Source organism: Pelodictyon clathratiforme, from assembly GCF_982375515.1.
Genome location: NZ_OZ455102.1, coordinates 2,924,075 through 2,941,432, shown reverse-complemented (window position 1 = coordinate 2,941,432; position 17,358 = coordinate 2,924,075). Strand labels below are relative to the sequence as shown.

21 protein-coding genes are annotated in these 17,358 nt (G+C 48.8%); 20 read left to right on the top strand and 1 reads right to left on the bottom strand.

Translation table 11 applies throughout. The annotated features are described in order from the left end of the window. Positions 1-271: 271 nt before the first annotated feature. The 11 genes from AC56AD_RS14430 (at position 272) to AC56AD_RS14380 (ending at position 6,963) form a co-directional block, all read left to right on the top strand. Positions 272-451: a hypothetical protein gene (locus AC56AD_RS14430; protein WP_012509481.1), complete on the top strand. Its 180-nt coding sequence runs from the start codon at positions 272-274 to the stop codon at positions 449-451. 326 nt (positions 452-777) lie between these two features. Beyond that, on the top strand, positions 778-1,221 hold the full coding sequence (locus AC56AD_RS14425) for a PIN domain-containing protein (RefSeq protein ID WP_012509480.1): 444 nt from the start codon (positions 778-780) through the stop codon (positions 1,219-1,221). Continuing rightward, positions 1,221-1,424, top strand: a complete 204-nt coding sequence (locus AC56AD_RS14420; RefSeq protein WP_012509479.1) for a hypothetical protein — start codon at positions 1,221-1,223, stop codon at positions 1,422-1,424. The genes AC56AD_RS14425 and AC56AD_RS14420 overlap by 1 nt, the downstream gene beginning before the upstream one ends. Before the next feature lie 456 nt (positions 1,425-1,880). Continuing rightward, the gene (phoU, locus tag AC56AD_RS14415; protein ID WP_012509478.1) at positions 1,881-2,567 is read left to right on the top strand and encodes a phosphate signaling complex protein PhoU; all 687 of its coding nucleotides are present in this window, start codon (positions 1,881-1,883) and stop codon (positions 2,565-2,567) included. Positions 2,568-2,622: 55 nt separating this feature from the next. Next, positions 2,623-3,057 (top strand): arsenate reductase ArsC, encoded by a 435-nt coding sequence (locus AC56AD_RS14410; protein WP_041526576.1) that lies wholly within the window; start codon positions 2,623-2,625, stop codon positions 3,055-3,057. A 39-nt stretch (positions 3,058-3,096) separates the two neighbouring features. Next, positions 3,097-3,270 carry a hypothetical protein gene (locus tag AC56AD_RS14405; RefSeq protein ID WP_012509476.1) on the top strand — a complete coding sequence of 58 codons (174 nt, stop codon included), beginning with the start codon at positions 3,097-3,099 and terminating at the stop codon, positions 3,268-3,270. Between the two features lie 12 nt (positions 3,271-3,282). Then, the gene (locus tag AC56AD_RS14400) at positions 3,283-3,420 is read left to right on the top strand and encodes a hypothetical protein (RefSeq protein ID WP_012509475.1); all 138 of its coding nucleotides are present in this window, start codon (positions 3,283-3,285) and stop codon (positions 3,418-3,420) included. A gap of 18 nt (positions 3,421-3,438) precedes the next feature. Continuing rightward, a complete protein-coding gene (locus AC56AD_RS14395; RefSeq protein ID WP_012509474.1) occupies positions 3,439-3,828 on the top strand; it encodes a rhodanese-like domain-containing protein in 390 nt (129 codons plus the stop codon). 4 nt (positions 3,829-3,832) lie between these two features. Continuing rightward, entirely contained in the window at positions 3,833-4,891 is a 1,059-nt protein-coding gene (arsB, locus tag AC56AD_RS14390; protein ID WP_012509473.1) for an ACR3 family arsenite efflux transporter, read from the top strand. A 64-nt stretch (positions 4,892-4,955) separates the two neighbouring features. Then, positions 4,956-5,969 (top strand): MBL fold metallo-hydrolase, encoded by a 1,014-nt coding sequence (locus AC56AD_RS14385; RefSeq protein WP_012509472.1) that lies wholly within the window; start codon positions 4,956-4,958, stop codon positions 5,967-5,969. Positions 5,970-6,069: 100 nt separating this feature from the next. Continuing rightward, a complete protein-coding gene (locus AC56AD_RS14380; RefSeq protein ID WP_012509471.1) occupies positions 6,070-6,963 on the top strand; it encodes a damage-control phosphatase ARMT1 family protein in 894 nt (297 codons plus the stop codon). 4 nt (positions 6,964-6,967) lie between these two features. Here the strand turns inward: AC56AD_RS14380 and AC56AD_RS14375 are convergent, their stop codons facing one another. Beyond that, positions 6,968-7,474 carry a septal ring lytic transglycosylase RlpA family protein gene (locus AC56AD_RS14375; RefSeq protein WP_041526575.1) on the bottom strand — a complete coding sequence of 169 codons (507 nt, stop codon included), beginning with the start codon at positions 7,472-7,474 and terminating at the stop codon, positions 6,968-6,970. A 127-nt stretch (positions 7,475-7,601) separates the two neighbouring features. Here AC56AD_RS14375 and AC56AD_RS14370 point away from each other — a divergent pair, with 127 nt between their 5' ends. The 9 genes from AC56AD_RS14370 to AC56AD_RS14330 all read left to right on the top strand — a co-directional run bounded on the left by AC56AD_RS14370 (position 7,602) and on the right by AC56AD_RS14330 (position 17,029). After that, complete coding sequence (locus tag AC56AD_RS14370; protein ID WP_041526925.1) at positions 7,602-8,375, top strand: alpha/beta hydrolase; 774 nt, start codon at positions 7,602-7,604, stop codon at positions 8,373-8,375. Further along, the gene (locus tag AC56AD_RS14365; protein WP_012509468.1) at positions 8,375-9,016 is read left to right on the top strand and encodes a cyclase family protein; all 642 of its coding nucleotides are present in this window, start codon (positions 8,375-8,377) and stop codon (positions 9,014-9,016) included. Before AC56AD_RS14370 ends, AC56AD_RS14365 begins: the two co-directional genes overlap by 1 nt. 112 nt (positions 9,017-9,128) lie before the next feature. Continuing rightward, the gene (locus AC56AD_RS14360; RefSeq protein ID WP_049759963.1) at positions 9,129-9,782 is read left to right on the top strand and encodes a succinate dehydrogenase cytochrome b subunit; all 654 of its coding nucleotides are present in this window, start codon (positions 9,129-9,131) and stop codon (positions 9,780-9,782) included. A 58-nt stretch (positions 9,783-9,840) separates the two neighbouring features. Next, complete coding sequence (locus tag AC56AD_RS14355; protein WP_012509466.1) at positions 9,841-11,781, top strand: fumarate reductase/succinate dehydrogenase flavoprotein subunit; 1,941 nt, start codon at positions 9,841-9,843, stop codon at positions 11,779-11,781. Between the two features lie 9 nt (positions 11,782-11,790). Beyond that, positions 11,791-12,564 (top strand): succinate dehydrogenase/fumarate reductase iron-sulfur subunit, encoded by a 774-nt coding sequence (locus AC56AD_RS14350; RefSeq protein WP_012509465.1) that lies wholly within the window; start codon positions 11,791-11,793, stop codon positions 12,562-12,564. 386 nt (positions 12,565-12,950) lie between these two features. Continuing rightward, positions 12,951-13,355, top strand: coding sequence for a hypothetical protein (locus AC56AD_RS14345; protein WP_012509464.1), 405 nt, complete (start codon positions 12,951-12,953; stop codon positions 13,353-13,355). Between the two features lie 245 nt (positions 13,356-13,600). Then, entirely contained in the window at positions 13,601-13,987 is a 387-nt protein-coding gene (locus AC56AD_RS14340) for a hypothetical protein (RefSeq protein ID WP_012509463.1), read from the top strand. 190 nt (positions 13,988-14,177) lie between these two features. Beyond that, positions 14,178-16,367, top strand: coding sequence for a TonB-dependent receptor (locus AC56AD_RS14335; RefSeq protein WP_012509462.1), 2,190 nt, complete (start codon positions 14,178-14,180; stop codon positions 16,365-16,367). Positions 16,368-16,492: 125 nt separating this feature from the next. Next, positions 16,493-17,029 (top strand): tetratricopeptide repeat protein, encoded by a 537-nt coding sequence (locus tag AC56AD_RS14330; RefSeq protein ID WP_012509461.1) that lies wholly within the window; start codon positions 16,493-16,495, stop codon positions 17,027-17,029. The last annotated feature ends 329 nt before the right edge of the window (positions 17,030-17,358 follow it).

The window sequence follows — 17,358 nt, the reverse complement described above, 5'->3', positions numbered from 1 at the left end:
CGGTTAAAGCGTAAGGAAGGGAAGCGGTTTTTCAATTGCTATCTTATATGGATGGCAATGCAAATATCTGCGGGTTAGGAGGTCGATTTTGAATCGACATATTTTAGTATTAACTTTTGTGTGCTTCAAAGTAATTACAACAGGCAATGTATCGGCAGGAGGGTTTCTGGATGGCGCATTGAATGTACTTGGTCTGGAATCAGCAAATATCTGATAGAAACTGCCGATAATCTGTTTGAGAAAGGGGAAAAAATGCAGACAATAGTCATTAATGTCAATAATGATAGTATTGGCAGACAAAGTCAGGTGGCTTCTGGAAAATTTCAAAAACGAAGGATTGGAAATTGTATCAAAAGAAGATGCATATGATCTGAAATTATTGAGAGCCACAAGAAGTGAAGAATCTGTTGCGTTTGATGAGTATCTGAAAAATGAAAATTTATATCCGTAAAAGTGCCATCAAAGATTTGAAAAAGATTGATGGCAAAAATAAGGAAAAAATTAGTTCGGGAATTTCAGAATTGACAAAATTAAAAATATGATTGAAATAGGCAGGATATTCCATCGGAAAGATAGTTACAAATAACTCCTACCCATCTGTTGCAGGCGATTAGCATGGCATAACTTGTTGTCAGGTATTGAAAAATGACAATGCCACTCGATATTAAATCAATCGGAAGCTGTTTTCCACGAGCACACAGCTTCACAAAGTGACCTCTGGCTGTTTCTTTAGTTATGCGTCTCTTTTCACGATATCCGGCAACGAATAGATTATTGATGATGAAAATATATCTTGATATGTGCTGTTTTAATCGGCCTTACGATATCCAAACTGCCGCTCGGATCAAATTGGAAACCGAAGCCAAACTGTTTATTCAAAATGCTGTTCTTGATAGCAAACTGATACTTGTTTGGTCATTCATATTGGATTACGAAAACAGCGCCAATCCGTATCCTGATCACCGAGAGGCAATAGTCGAGTGGAAAACATTGTCAAAACATTACATATCCGCTTTGGACAGCATTCGAGAGCTTGGGGCCACTATCGCAATCAAAACTGGCATCAAATCGAAAGACGCTTTGCATCTGGCTTGTGCAGTTGAAGCAAAATGTGACTATTTCATCACCACTGATCGTGTGTTTTTGAAAAAAGCTCAGTCATTACAAGAAATAAAAACTCTCAATCCGATAGATTTTGCAATCCTTATGGAGAATAGCTGATGAGAAGTGATACCATAATTCGTCATGACGGGATACAAGCCCTGCGGGAGCGTTTGGGGCCTGTTGAAGCCGAACGATTTATCGTTTTAATAAACCGGGAGTCATTTGATTATACTGAATGGCAGCAAACGCTTTGGCAAAATGAAAGTGTTGATGATGTATTTGCTATGGCGAAAAAACATTCTGAACAAATAGGGCTATAGGATGTGGTGAGGAACGGACCGCTTCAATCTCGCAAATTTCTACGTCGCATTCCGTTTCAGTGCACCCGTGCCACGAGGTGAGCGGGATGTTGCCGGGTCAGAAGAAGAACACTTTCAGCGCCCATTCTCCCCTCTCAGGAACCAATCAGCCGGGATTTGGCATCTGCAGAAAATGCGGATCGCAGGTTCCGGAAGCCATCGGCAGCTCGCCGGAGTTGATATGCATGGCGATTTAACGGTATCGTAACAAATCCTCACTACTCTGTTCCATACATTGGAATTTACATATAACTATACAGTGATATATGTGCTTCCAGATTATTTTGGCATACCGGTTTTGCCTGTTAAACAGCTATGCTACACCTCTTACCCAAGCGACGTGTGATGCTGTTCTATCCAGATGGATTCGGCTGAAACTGCCTGTTTTTTTATAGAACTCCAAACTGACTCTAAGCCATGCCCGAACGTCCCGTTCATGAACATATCAGGGAGCTGACCGATACTCTTGTTCTTCTCGCTTCCAGCGCCCGCCGGAACCTGCTTCTTGCGCTCGAGGCCCTTAAGGAGATGGACATCGATAAAGCCCGCAGGGTAAAACAAGCCGATTACGATATAGACGAGGCTGGACAACGCCTCGAATCGCAATGCCTCTCGTTCCTTGCACTGCAGCAGCCGGTAGCAAAGGATCTGCGCACTATCGTGGCGATCATGAGAATTAATGACGATATCGAGCGTATCGGAGATCTATCGGTGCATATCGTCGAGCGGGCGCTGGATATCGACAGGGAGCTGCAGCAGCAATACGATCTGGAGAGTGTCGGGGCGAAGGTGGCCGAAATGCTGCAATACGCTATCGATGCGTTTGCGGCAAAGGATACCGTAAAAGCCTCCAGGGTCTTTGCCATCGAAGAGGAGATCGATTCCATGCATCGGATGATTGTGAGAACTGTTATGGCTGCGATGAAAATCCTGCCAGGAGAGATCGAACAGCTTATCGCGGTACTGAGTGTCTCGCGCTACCTTGAGCGTATTGCCGATCATGCTACGAAAACAGCACGAGAAGCGCTCTATCTCGTAACCGGCGAAACACCCCGCCAGAAAGACAGTTCCTACGAAAAACTGTTCGAGTCGCTGCGGAATTGACTGGTTTTACACGATTGTCGGTTCAGGTTCATCAATGTTTACCCATGTACAAGTTATGGAAAAGAAAAAAAATGTGCTCTTTCTCTGCACCGGTAATTCGGCTCGCAGCCAGATGGCCGAAGGCTTGCTCCGCCATATGGCCAGCGACCGCTTTGAGGTGATGAGCGCCGGACTCGAGCCCAAAAACGCGGTGCATCCCCTTGCCATCGAGGTCATGCGTGAAATCGGCATAGATATTGGAGCACAGAGACCGAAAACGGTGGAACTTTATCTTGGCAGGGTGCCCGTGCACTATCTCATCGTGGTGTGCAACAGGGCGCAGGCGACCTGCCCCCGTATCTGGCCCGGCCTGATGGATGGTAACCGATATTACTGGCCGCTCGACGATCCGGCTGCGTTGCAGGGTAATGCTGACGAACAGCTTGCGATGTTCCGTGTGGTCAGGGACGAGCTGCAGGAGAAGCTTCGTGAGTGGATTGGACTGTTTTGATATAGAGGCATTCTGATGCCGGGTTCTGCCGGGTAGCGCATGGTTCCTCCCTCTTTTTCCGCTGCAGCAGCGGGAGCAACGGAGGTTGCATGTGCTGATGAGAGCAATGCGGGCATAGGTGATGTTGCGACCGTATCGGTCGAAATGGCAGAGATGAAGTTTATTACGCCCTTTGTTTTTTTTATTATTGATCGTATATTTGCGATGAACTAACAAATACAAAGAATGGTATCAGAAATTGGTTACAGCAATGAAGGCGAGCGACTTGCCTCCGTCGCCAGGGATCTCGTAGTCGACGGGGAGATGCACTCGAAGGGTAACGTGACTGGACTTGAGGAGTTGAAGGATTTACTGAACAGATAAATAAAAGAGGAGTATCAAATGAATAGTGCCGTTGAAGTCTCTCCTGAGACAGCGTTGAAGATGATTGGAGAGGGAGCATTGCTTGTTGATGTCCGTGAGCGTGAAGAGGTTGCCGAAGCATCGTTCGATCTCCCCGGTGTCATGCTGATTCCCTTCAGCGAGTTCGATGAACGGTTTCGGGAGATTCCCTCGGATCGTGAGGTGATTATAGCCTGTAATCTTGGCGAAAGGAGCCTCAAGGCTACCCGTTTTCTTATGCACAATGGCTACCGGAATGCTGTCAATATGCAGTACGGGATTGTCCGCTGGGCGGAAACAGGCTTTCCCATGAAGGGTGAATTGAAATGCAACTGTGGCGGATGTTGCTGCGGCAGCCCTTCTGGCAGTTTAAACAGCACGGGAGGATAGCATTATGGGCATGTCAACCAGACAACTCTCCTTTCTCGATCGCTACCTCACGCTCTGGATCTTCCTCGCTATGGGTATCGGCGTACTTTCTGGCTATCTTCTTCCCGGTACGGCAGCGTTCTGGAACACTTTTCAGTCGGGTACCACCAATATTCCCATCGCCATAGGGCTTATCGTCATGATGTATCCGCCTCTGGCCAAGGTGAAGTACGAGGAGCTTGGCGATGTGTTCCGCAATACCAGGGTGCTTGGGTTGTCGCTTTTGCAGAACTGGGTGATCGGGCCGGTGCTTATGTTCGTGCTTGCCGTGCTTTTTCTTTCCGATATGCCGCACTACATGGCCGGTCTTATCCTCATAGGCCTTGCCCGTTGTATCGCCATGGTGATCGTCTGGAACGAGCTGGCGAAAGGCGATACGGAGTACGCGGCAGGTCTCGTCGCCTTCAACTCGGTGTTTCAGGTGCTCTTTTTCTCCGTTTACGCATGGCTCTTCCTTACGGTGCTGCCCGGCTGGCTCGGCCTCTCGTCGTTCAGGGTCGATATCACCATCGCAGAAATCGCCTCGTCGGTTTTCATCTATCTCGGCATACCTTTTATCGCAGGTTTTCTTACCCGCTTCGTCATGCTCCGCCTCAAAAGCAGGGAGTGGTACGAAACCGTTTTTGTACCGCGCATCAGCCCACTCACGTTGGTGGCGCTGCTCTTTACCATTGTGGTGATGTTCTCGCTGAAAGGTGAGTATATTGTTAAAATTCCCATGGATGTCGTTCGCATCGCAATACCGTTGCTCTGCTACTTCATCATCATGTTTCTCGCCTCGTTTTACATGGGAAGAAAGGCCGGAGCGGATTACTCCAAAACCGCTACGCTCTCCTTTACGGCGGCGAGTAACAACTTTGAGCTTGCCATTGCCGTGGCCGTAGCAGTCTTTGGCATCGATTCCGGGGAGGCGTTTGCCGCCGTCATCGGGCCTCTTGTGGAGGTTCCGGCGCTTATCGGCCTGGTGAATGTTTCCTTGTGGTTCAAAGAGAAGTATTTTGGCGGTATGAACGGCGATGCATAAAACGTACAGGTCAATGTTTCCCTCGTCATGAAAACAGTTTTTACACTGGGAACAGCAAACGGATATGAACATTTATCGAGGGGAGGACTTCGGGGTTGCAGAAAGTATCTGTCGTGCTCTTCGGGATTTTTCAAGTCATGAAACCATGAAGTTTATGCGTTATCTCATCGTACTGTTTATAGCGGCGTTACTACTGAAACCCCCTTCTCTTTTCGCTGGTGAAAGCCTTGCCCTGCAAAAGGTTGTACCTGATGTGTATGCCATAATCGGTGGTCTCGACAACCGGACAGCCGAAAACCTGGGCAATAATGCGACGTTCGGTTTTGTGGTAACTTCCAGCGGTGTGATCCTGATTGACTCCGGGGCTTCATGGAAAGGGGCGGAACACATTGACTCGCTTGTCAGGAGCGTGACGGGCAAGCCTGTCACGCATGTCATCAATACCGGCGGACAAGATCATCGATGGCTTGGCAACGGTTATTTCAAGTCGCATGGTGCTAAAATCATTGCTCACGAAGAGGCCGTGAAAGATCAGAAATTTCGTGCGTCAGATCAACTCTCCATGCTGCAGAACCTTGTTGGTGCGGAAGGCATGAGGGGGACGGAACCGGTTTTTGCTGATGAGGTGTTCAGCAATGAGTTGCGGCTGACCATCGGAGGAAAAACGCTGCTGCTTCAGCATCACGGCTGGGCTCACACCCCGGGCGACTCGTTTGTCTGGCTGCCTTCCGAAAAGATTGTATTCAGCGGGGATATCGTTTACATGGAGCGGCTTCCGGGCGTGCAGGAACATTCCCGCAGCAAGAGCTGGCTGGAGGTGTTTGATGCCCTGGCTGCGTTACATCCACGGATAGTGATTCCCGGGCACGGACATCCGGCAAGTCTTGAAAAAGCGTCGTATGATACGAGGCGCTATTTATCATTTATTCGCAAGGCGGTCTCGGATTATCGGGCTTCCGGCGGAGATGCAACAGGGATCCGTTCGATTGATCAGACGATGTTTCGTTATCTGGGAAATTATGATGCTCTCTCCGGCAGGAACGCTTTGCAGGTGTATAATGAGATGGAATGGGAGTGATACAGGGAGTGTTTGGCAGACAGGGCTTTCGAGATCGGCGGCAAGTCAGATGCGCCAGCGTTGATTGTGAAGGGATTTTTCTCTTTTAATAAACAGTACTATGCAGATACCTGCGGGATGTTATTCATGTATTTTCGAGCAGTTGCAATCGCTTGTAAAGGTTACCGGACTTGACGGGAAGAGCGCAAAAATGCTGTTTGAGCATTCGATGCGCCAACTTCTCGATACTCATGGCGAGGGTCTTGTTGTGCAGCATATTATCAGAAGCGCTACAGACAGGGCCATCGCCTTGTCGGGAAAGGGGGCGGATTACGATCCTTTCGGAGCGATAAAAAAGCAGTCGAACGTCACAGCGTTGCAGTTCGTTGATGAGTTCAGGAATAAAATCCGGAACTCTCCGGAACCCCTGCAGGATGCGGTTAAAATTGCGGCGGCGGGCAACATCATTGATTTTGGTGCCAAGCAACACGGATCGCTCGATATTGAAAAGGAGCTGAGTACCATCAGTGAACGCTCATTCGGGTGTTTTGATTTTGCGGAGCTCTCCAGGCGTTTGATGTTGGCCGGAAAACTGCTCTATATTTGCGACAATGCGGGAGAGATTGTTTTCGACAGGCTGTTCATTGAGGAGATCAGGCGCAGTAATCCAGGCCTGGCGGTTACCTGTGCCGTCAGGGCGATGCCGGTCATCAATGACGCCGTCCTCAGTGATGCGTATGAGGCCGGACTGCAAGAGGTGGCTGTGGTCATCTCTTCAGGCAGTGTCTATCCGGGCACTCTGCTGGATGAAACTTCTGATGAATTCCGGCGGTTGTTCGATAATGCCGACGTGATCATATCGAAAGGTCAGGGGAATTTTGAAACGCTGCTCGACGTTGCTGATGAACGTCTCTTTTTTATTCTGAGAATAAAGTGTGACCAGATGGCGAAACTCTCCGGTGTAGCAAAGGGGGAGCTGGTTCTTATGCAGGGCGGCAAGCTGAGCCCAGCGTGAGGTGTCAGCGGGAGATAACCTCAATTTTGACCTTCGCGCTTCCTTTTTGGTAAAATCCCAGTCGTTTGGCTGCTTCCGCGCTTAGATCGATAACCCGGTCACCGACAAATGGCCCTCGATCATTGACCCGGACGACCATTGATGCACGGGTTTCAAGATTGGTCACTTTGACAATGGAGGGTAAAGGCAGGTATTTGTGTGCAGCGCTTGGCTTTGATGGATCGAAAACTTCCCCGTAGGCGGTTAACTGTCCGTTATGCTGGTCGAGCGTTTCCTGTCCGTACCAGGATGCAATCCCGCTCTCCTGGTAAGAAAGAGCCTCTTCGTAGCTCATTGGAACATAGACCTTTCCGTTGATAACATAGGGAGTGTTCTTGATTTTGCCCAGTCGGTATGCCTCTTCGGGTGAAATACCTTTGACGTCATCCCTTGATACGGTGGTGCGTGTCGATGAACACGAACTGAGCACAAGGGGCAGTAGAAGGAGCCGGATGAAGTATCTCTTTTGCATCGGTTCAGTTTTTTACCTGGATGAGTTCCTGAAAAATAGCCAATTCAAGGGAATTTTCCCTATACCCCATTATATTCAGCGAGAGCCGTTTTATAATTTGTACAGCCAGATTGTATCAGAGTCGATTATGGAGTTACAACACAGAGAGCGAAGCCCTTTTGGAGTCCTTATTATTCATGGTTTTACGGCGACGCTTGATAGTGTGAAATCGTTGTACACCTCTATTGAAAAACTTGGTATTCCGGTCAGGCAGCCTCTGCTGGCGGGGCATGGTGCATTGTCCCCTGAGGCGCTCCGTGGTGTACGATGGGAGTCGTGGATGGCGGATGCTGAGCAGGCGCTTTTCGAACTGAGCCTTGAGGTTGAGCAGGTTATCGTGATCGGCCATAGTATGGGAGCGCTTCTCTCGCTCAATCTTGCAGCAAGGCACAAGGAGAAGATTGATTCTCTGGTGCTTGTTGCTCCGGCGATTCAGCTCATTTCTGTGCTTGCTCCAGGTCGTCCTCTTCATTTTGCCGCGCCATTTGTGAGCAAAATTATCAAAAATTGGAAGTTGAAGAGCGATTTTGCGGATCAGGGCTGTGCAACCTGCATTCCTCATTATTCCTGGGTGCCAACAGATGCCATCATCTCTTTTTTTGAGCTGATAAAAATAAGCCAGCAACTGCTTGGGCGGGTCAATGTGCCCGTTTTAATTGTGCATAACCGCAGGGAAAATACGGTTCGTCCTGAAAGCGCCCTTATCCTTTACAACAGGATTGCTACTGAGCCATCAGGCAAGTCTATTATCTGGCTGGAGCATTCCGGTCACCAGATCTTTTGTGATTGTGAGAATGAAAAAGCCGTCAAGGCGATTATGGACTATGTGGCTTCAAGAATCCGACAGAGGGTGCACGGGTGATGCGGGTCATTGATCTGAGTCAGGTCATCAGCTCCGGGATGCCCTGTTATCCTGGCACTCCCGGACCGCGGTTTCAGCAGCTCTCTTCCATTGATGAGCATGGTTTTGCCGAGCAGCTTTTAACCATCTCTTCCCATACCGGGACACATGTTGATCTTCCGTCACATATTCTTCCCTCAGGCAGTTCGCTTGATGCGTTCACTATTGAGCAGTTTTCCGGAAAGGGAGTGGCGATTGATCTTCGCAGCCTGACAGACGGGTTGATTACGGTTGAGACTCTTTATCCATTCCGGGATCTCATTTATGAGAGTGAGTTTCTGCTGCTCTGTTCCGGGTGGAGCAAGTATTGGGGCTCGGCAGCTTATTTTGAGGGTTACCCTCTGCTCACCTCTGATGCGGCTCTTTGGCTGAGCGATTTTCCCTTGAAAGGGCTCGGAGTTGACATGATTTCTGTCGATTCTCCCGTATCCTGTGATTTTCCCGTTCATACACAATTGCTGCAAAACGGGATACTCATTATTGAGAATCTTGTATGTCCACCCTTGCTATTGCATTCTTCTTTCATCTTTTGCAGCTTTCCTTTGAGAATTGCCGGCGCTGAAGCATCACCCGTCAGAGCGGTTGCTTTGGTTGAGTGCTGAAGGTCGGGTATCATTTTTTTATTGGAAGTTTAAAAAGAGGAACTTACCTTGAAGTACACAGGATAAAATCCGCAGTTCTTTCCCATTGAATATAAACCATAGTATGAACGTCATGCTCATGTTTTCGTCTATTACCAAAAAAGTACTCATGGCTCTTGCCGGGCTTTTTCTGGTTACATTTTTGTGTGTGCATCTCGGCATTAATCTTATGCTTCTGAATGATGACGGGGGTCTTATGTTCACTGAGGCAGCAACCTTCATGGGAACCAATTCCCTGATCAAAGTTTTCGAAATCGTACTTTTTGCCGGGTTTCTTATCCATATCCTTTTCGGTCTGGTGGTATCCGTTCAGAATCGTGCAGCACGGCCAAAAGCCTACGTTTGCGGCAACAGTTCTGAAACCTCCTTCTTTTCGAAGTATATGTTTCACACCGGTATCATTGTTTTTATCTTCCTTTGTCTCCATTTTATTGATTTTTACTTTATCAAGATTGGGCTTGTATCGCCACCTCCCGGAATAGCAATCCACGACTTCTATCATCGTTCCCTTCTTTTGTTTTCATCTTCCTGGTATTCACTCTTCTATATCATCTCCTTTATCTTTCTCGGTATTCATCTCAATCATGCCATTCAGTCTGCTTTTCAGACCCTTGGCCTGAACCACAGCAAGTATATGGGCGCCGTAAAGATTATTGGTTCAGTCTACTCGGTTCTTATTGCCGCAGGGTTCAGCGCAGTGCCGATTTATCTCTATTTTTTGAAATAAGTTAATAATCGATAACGACTGTGTTTTTTACCGAAAACAACACTCACAACACTCTTCAATGACACGCCTCAACGCCAGAATCCCTGAAGGGCCGGTGGCTGAAAAATGGACCGCCTACAAATCGGGCTGCAAGCTGGTAAACCCCAACAACAAACGCAAACTTGATATCATTGTCGTCGGTACCGGTCTTGCCGGAGCCTCGGCTGCTGCATCGCTTGGGCAGCTTGGTTACAATGTCAAGGTGTTCTGCTATCAGGATACGCCGCGTCGTGCACACAGTATCGCTGCACAGGGTGGAATCAATGCCGCTAAAAACTATCCAAACGATGGCGACAGCGCCTATCGACTCTTTTACGACACCATCAAAGGTGGCGATTATCGGGCTCGTGAAGCAAATGTCTATCGTCTGGCTGAAGTCAGTAATCAGATCATTGATCTCTGTGTGGCTCAGGGAGTGCCATTTGCCAGAGAGTATGGCGGCTTGCTGACCAACCGTTCATTCGGTGGTGCACAGGTATCGAGAACGTTCTATGCAAGGGGCCAGACTGGCCAGCAGCTTTTAATTGGCGCTTACGGCGCCCTGAGTCGTCAGATTGCCGCTGGCAATGTTACGCTTTTCAATCGTCGTGATGTTCTTGATACGGTACTTGTGGATGGAAAGGCTCGAGGGGTCATTGCCCGAAACCTGGTTACCGGCAAGATCGAACGCCATGCAGCTCACGCTGTTGTGTTGGCAAGTGGTGGGTACGGGAACGTTTTTTTCCTTTCGACCAATGCCATGGGTTCCAATGTGACTCCTGCATGGAGCGCGTACAAAAAAGGGGCAATGTTTGCCAATCCGGCCTTTACCCAGATTCACCCGACCTGTATTCCGGTGCATGGTGATGCGCAGTCCAAGCTGACGTTGATGAGCGAGAGCTTGCGCAACGATGGCAGGATATGGGTTCCCGCCAAGATAAAGGATGTTGAAAGGCTCAGGAACAAAGAGATCAAGGCCTCTGATATTCCAGAAGCCGATCGCGATTACTATCTGGAGCGTCGCTATCCCGCTTTCGGCAATCTCGTGCCGAGGGATGTGGCTTCACGGGCTGCCAAGGAGCGTTGCGATGCCGGTTTTGGCGTTGGTACTACGGGGATGGCCGTTTTTCTTGACTTTGCCGATGCGATCAAACGCAAGGGCCATGATGCGATTGACTCGCTTTATGGCAACCTCTTTCAGATGTACGAGCAGATTGTTGCGGAGAGCCCCTATGAAATGCCGATGATGATCTATCCGGCAGTGCACTATACCATGGGAGGTCTCTGGGTTGATTATGAATTGATGACGACCATTCCAGGTCTTTATGCTATTGGTGAATGCAATTTTTCTGATCATGGAGCAAACCGCCTCGGCGCTTCAGCGCTTATGCAGGGGCTTGCTGATGGTTATTTCGTACTGCCCTATACGATCGGGAACTATCTTGCTGCTGAAATTCATACGCCACGCTTCGATACAGACTCTTCTGAATTCAAGCTTGCTGCCGATGCCGTCAGTGATCGCCTGAAGCGGATCAAAAACAGTTCAGGCAAAGAGTCGGTCGATCATTTCCATCGTCGTCTTGGAAAAATCATGTGGGAGTATTGCGGTATGGCACGAAATGATGCAGGCCTTACCGAAGCCCTTTATCAGATTACCGAACTGCGTCACGAATTTGCACGCGGAGTGCGGATTCCCGGAGGACTGGACGAATATAATCCTGAAATGGAGAAGGCGTGTCGGGTAGCTGATTTTATCGAACTTGGCCAGCTTATGGTGCGAGATGCCCAGCAGCGCAAAGAGTCGTGCGGGGGACATTTCAGGGAGGAGTATCAAACCAGTGAGGGCGAAGCATTGCGCAATGATGAGAAGTTCGCCTTTGTCGGTGCGTGGGAATACAAGGGTCGTGATGCCTCAGCAGAACTGCACCGTGAGGCACTTCAATTCAACGAGATCAAGCTCTCCCAGCGGAGCTATAAATAACCGGTTATTATGAACTTTACGCTGAAAATCTGGCGACAGAAAAACGCTACGGCTACAGGAGAGATGGTTTCCTATGATGTTTCCGGGATCTCGCCTGACAGCTCTTTTTTTGAAATGCTTGATACCCTGAATCAAAAACTCATCATGACTGGAGGCGATCCTGTTGCTTTTGATCATGATTGCAGGGAGGGTATTTGTGGCACCTGCAGTCTTTATATCAACGGACGTCCTCATGGACCTGTCAAAGGAGTTACAACCTGTCAGCTCCATATGCGCTCGTTTACCGATGGAGCTACCATCAATATTGAGCCATGGAGAGCAAAGGCCTTTCCCGTCATCCGCGACCTTATTGTTGACCGCAGTGCCTTTGATAAAATCATACAGGCTGGAGGCTATGTATCGGTCAATACCGGCGGGGTGCCCGATGCCAATACCATTCCTGTTCCAAAGGAGAAGTCGGATGCCGCTTTTGATGCCGCAACCTGTATCGGCTGCGGAGCCTGTGTAGCCGCCTGTTCCAATGCTGCAGCCATGTTGTTTATTGGCGCAAAAGTATCGCACCTTGCACTTCTTCCCCAGGGAAAGGTTGAGGCTGCCAAAAGGGTGCAGAAGATGGTTGCTGCCATGGATGCGCTTGGTTTCGGTAGTTGCAGCAACACCTATGCCTGTGAGGCGGAATGTCCCAAGGGCATTTCTGTTATCAATATTGCCCGCATGAACCGGGGATTTCTTGTGGCGAAACTCTTTGCCGAAAAGGAAAAGATGGTCAAGGAGTCACTATAGGCGAGATGGCTCCTTGTTACTGCTCTTCATAGAGGAGTGCAACCCTCACTCTTGCCTGCCCGTCGTGCATTGCTCTTATGCCCGTCGTTTTGCCATCTCTGATTCAGGATAGTCAGTGTGCCCCGTATTGCTTGTCAATCTGTTTATGGTCACCTGTAATAATGTGTGCATACATAGCGAGATAGAGGAATTGTTTCTTGATCTCAATTGTTGAAGGAAGATCAACGGATGTTCTTTTTGCAGTTGGCGTGTGTTGTTTACGCTCGGGTCGGGCTGATGAGTTTGAATGATCGGAGTTTGACCCTCACCTGTTCCGTTTCCCATGCAGGGCGATAGTCTCTCTGTCGTCGTTGCAGAAACATTATCACAGAAGGAGCTCAGCAGCCATGAAAAAAAACACAGGGATCTGGATTGACCACAAGCAGGCCATTCTTGTTTCGATTAAAGGCGATCAGTTTGTTGTTCAGTATGTCGAGTCTGGTGCCGAAAGCAATCTCAAGCCTGCCGGTGGATGGAAGGCGGGGGGGACTGTGGTTGCGCAGTCAGTCTTTAATGAGCACACGGCCGAAGAACGTCGAAAACATCAGTACCAGGCTTTTTATCTGAAGGTGATGGAATTGCTTGCAGATTCGTCAACCATTGCCATTTTTGGACCGGGTGAGTCGAAGATTGAGTTTGCCAAAGCAATCGAAAAGGTCAGTGAACTTCACAAAAAAGTAACCGTCGTTGAAGCTTGCGGACGTTTGACCGAAAATCAGTTGGTCGCCAAAGTGAAAGCATTTTATCTGTAAGCAGGGGCTTCAGGATGCAGGTCGCTCTGTGTATCCTTGACGGATTTACTCGTAAATCGGGAACAAAATGACGGGCTCGCGCTTTTTGTTGCGGGCCTCTTTTTTGTTGAGCTTTTTTTCAATCGCCTCTTGGCGCGGGCTTTCCGTCAGCGGCACCTCCCTTTGTCAGCGGTGTCGTTTGTTTGCCATTGTTAAAGGATTGTATTGTATTCCGCGTGTTTTCTTTCCAAAAAGAAGATTCAGTTATGAGTGCACTTATCCGATCCATTGCAGTTCTGATGTTTGTCGGAATGCTTATGCAGATAAACAGCGTTCTGCTCTGTTACGGGCTCTTTTACCTCAATCAAAAAACGATCTTTGAAACTCTTTGTGAAAGGAAGATGAGAGAGTGCAGCGGTCACTGCTTTCTTCTGAAGCAAACCAATACAACGCACGATTCCCATTCAGCTCCATCCGAAAAGCAGGCCTCAACCAAGGCCCTCGAAGAGCTGCTTAATGCCATGCCCGGCATGTTGCATGATCGTCAGCGCTCTCCTTTGAGTGTTGCACCGGGCAACAGGTTTGCTTCCTCTCAGCCCCTTCTGTTGCCTGAGGGTGTTAAATTCCAGATCGACCATCCACCCAAAGCGTAATTTCGTTGTCAAGACTATTTCGTATTACGTTTGCGTCATAAGCCTCTGTTTTTGATAATGGAGATGCTGTGGCCTCTTTGTTGCTTCCCGAGTATGGGCATTATTCCGCAAATTCCCTGATTGATAGAGCCATGTCAATCGGCAGGGCTTTTTTTATGAGAGTATCTTTCAATTTTATTTCCTTATCGATATGACGAAGTCATCAAAAAAGTTTATAGCACCGCAGCTTCTGTTTATGCTGCTGATGGCGGCGGTTCCGCTACCGGCGTTTTCAATGGAAGCGTCAGGCCCGGAAACGGTTGTTACCGCACCAGCAGAAAAAAAAGTTCAATCACTAAGTTCTAAACGGCTGAAAAGCAGTGATACCGCCGAATTGCTCAGCGGTGAGCCGGGTGTTGCCTTTGCGACAGGTGGCGGCGTTTCAAGTCTGCCGGTGGTTCGCGGACAGGCGGACGATCGGGTACTGATCTATGTCGATTGCATGTGTCTGACCTCTGCCTGTGCCAACCACATGAACCCGCCGTTATCCTATATCGCGGCGGCCAATGTAAGCGGCATCGGTGTCAGCGCAGGTGTTACGCCAGTCAGTTACGGTGGCGACAACATCGGAGGCATAATCCATGTTGACTCGGATCAGCCGTTATTTGCCAATCCCGGGGAGCAGGTTACAGCAGGTGGTTCGGTTTCCAGCTATTACCGAAGCAATAATCGCGCGATTGGTGGAGCGTTCTCGGGTACGGTTGCAAACAGCAATCTCAGCTTTGGCGTAACAGGCGCTATTGATCATGCCAGCAACTACAAGGATGGTCATGGTAATACGGTGACATCTACTTATTACGAATCGCGTAATCTTGGGGCAACTTTGGCGCTCAGGGGTGACAGTAGCCTGTTGACCCTGAAGGCAGGGCATCAATTTATTCCTGATCAGGGATTTGTGAATCAGTGGATGGACATGCTTGAGAACAACGCCTCATTTATCAATCTTCACTACAAGAGCGACTTTGCATGGGGGAAGCTCGATGCTACAGCTTACTGGCAGAATACCTGGCACAGGATGAATTCAGGTGAAGATAAACTGCCAATTAATCTGAGGATACCAGTAACGATGCCTGATATGCCTATGGCCACTCGCGGTATAGACACAGGCTATTCATTAAAGACGGATATTCCCTTTGCAGAAAAGAATATCCTTCGGCTTGGCAACGAATTCCATCGTTTTAGTCTTAACGACTGGTGGCCTCCTATCTCTACGACCCTCGGCACGATGGGTCCGGATACCTTCCTGAACATCAATGACGGTTCTCGCGACAGATACGCTTTCTTTGCCGAATGGGAGTCGAAGTGGAATAGTAAAGTGACGACCATTTTCGGTGTTCGCAATGAACAGGTAAGGATGGATGCCGGTGATGTGCAGGGATATAATGCTCAGAACATGGCGGGTATGATTGTGACCAATTATAAACGCGACTCAGAGGCATTCAATGCCGAGGATCATGCCCGGAGCGACAGTAATTGGGATGTGACCGCACTGGCCAGGTATGAAATTACTCCGACGGGTACCGTTGAAGTTGGCTATGCCCGCAAGACCCGTTCTCCTAATCTCTACGAGCGCTATGCATGGTCAACGATGTGGATGGCAAGCGGGATGGTGAACTGGTTTGGTGATGGCAATGGTTATGTGGGTAATTTGGATCTCAGTCCGGAAGTCGCCCATACCCTGAGCATTTCGGCAGACTGGCATGACAGCGAGCGGAAGAGCTGGGAGTTGAGGGTAACGCCCTACTATACCTATGTCAATGATTACATTGGCGTGCAAGTGTATAATACACAGACCTGGACATGGCCAGGCGGAAGTGAAACCCGCAAAATACTCAAGTTTGTCAATCAGGATGCAAGGATCTACGGTCTGGATATTTCCGGTAAACTTGCTTTGTGGGAGAATAGCGCTCTTGGTTCCGGACAACTTCGGGGAAGTCTTGGATATGTGCATGGAACCGATCCCAATACCGGTAGCAGTCTCTATCACATGATGCCGCTGAACGGGCATCTTACGCTGGAACAAAATGTTAAAGGATGGAGCAATGCCGTCGAGTTGCAACTTGTTGGCAGAAAGTCCGAGACCGATCCCCTTCGTTTTGAACCGGAAACGGCAGGCTTTGCGCTGGTCAATCTGCGTACGTCATACAAATGGAACAACCTGCAGATCGATCTGGGCGTTACGAACCTGTTCGACAAGTTCTATTATCTTCCCCTTGGAGGAATCAACTACGACAACTTTCTGGACAGCAAACTGCCACCAACCACGAAAAGGGCGGCAGATTTCGAGCCGCTGGCAGGTCAGGGTCGTTCGTTCAATGTGGGTTTAACACAGACTTTCTGATCCGCATGGAGCTGCAATCACTCCTTTTCATTGCTTAAGATGCCCTGAAAAGGAGTGCTCTGCATTCTGTGACATCCTGAGGATAAGAGTCGGACTTTATTCAATCATGATAATCGAGGTGAGCAATGAAAAACAGGAAACGATTTTTTTTCATAGCAGTTATCGCGTTACTGTCCGGAACTCATGTGGCCAGCGCCAGCCCGGCAGATGACGCCAAAAGCTATTTTTCAAGCGCCGAAGCAAAATTCGGGAAGGGGGATAATCAGGGAGCCATGGCAGACTACACAAAAGCCATTGAACTCGATCCGAAACTTGCGGAGGCCTATAACAGCCGGGCGGCGGTAAAATTCAGCATGGGCGACAAGCCAGGCGCCCTGGCGGACTATACCATGGCCATGGAACTTAACCCGAAATATGCTGATGCTTGCAATAACAGGGGGAGCACCAAAGCTGAAATGGGTGACAAGCAGGGAGCCATTGCCGATTACTCCAGGGCTATTGAGATTGATCCGGCATTTCTTCCGGCCTACATCAACCGGGCGGCAGTCAAACTTGATCTTGGAGACAAGCAAGGTGTCATAGCGGATCTGTCGGCAGCGGCCAAACTTGGTAGTTTGGGAGCCCAACAATGGCTTCACAATAACGGGGTTTCCGGTTGGTAATTCTTGTCAGTGATACCGTTCAAAAAAAGCCGGGAAAATCCCGGCTTTTCTTTGTCAAAGAAGAGAGTCTATGCATCAAGAGCATGGTTCGCAGAGCGCCATAGAGCTGATGTGAAATCTTTTCCACTCATTTCCTGTTAACGGTTGCATGGCTATATTGCTTACCTTTGGGGGTGTCGTGAAGCCATTGGTTTGGAAATTGCTGAATAAAAGTGTAGTTGATAGCATAGAAATGTTATAAGAGGCTTAAGAACAGAGCCTTCAGGGATTCTGCCGGAGCATGCTGCTGCGGTTTTCAGGTGTTGGTCACTGGATTCCCGAAAGGTTCA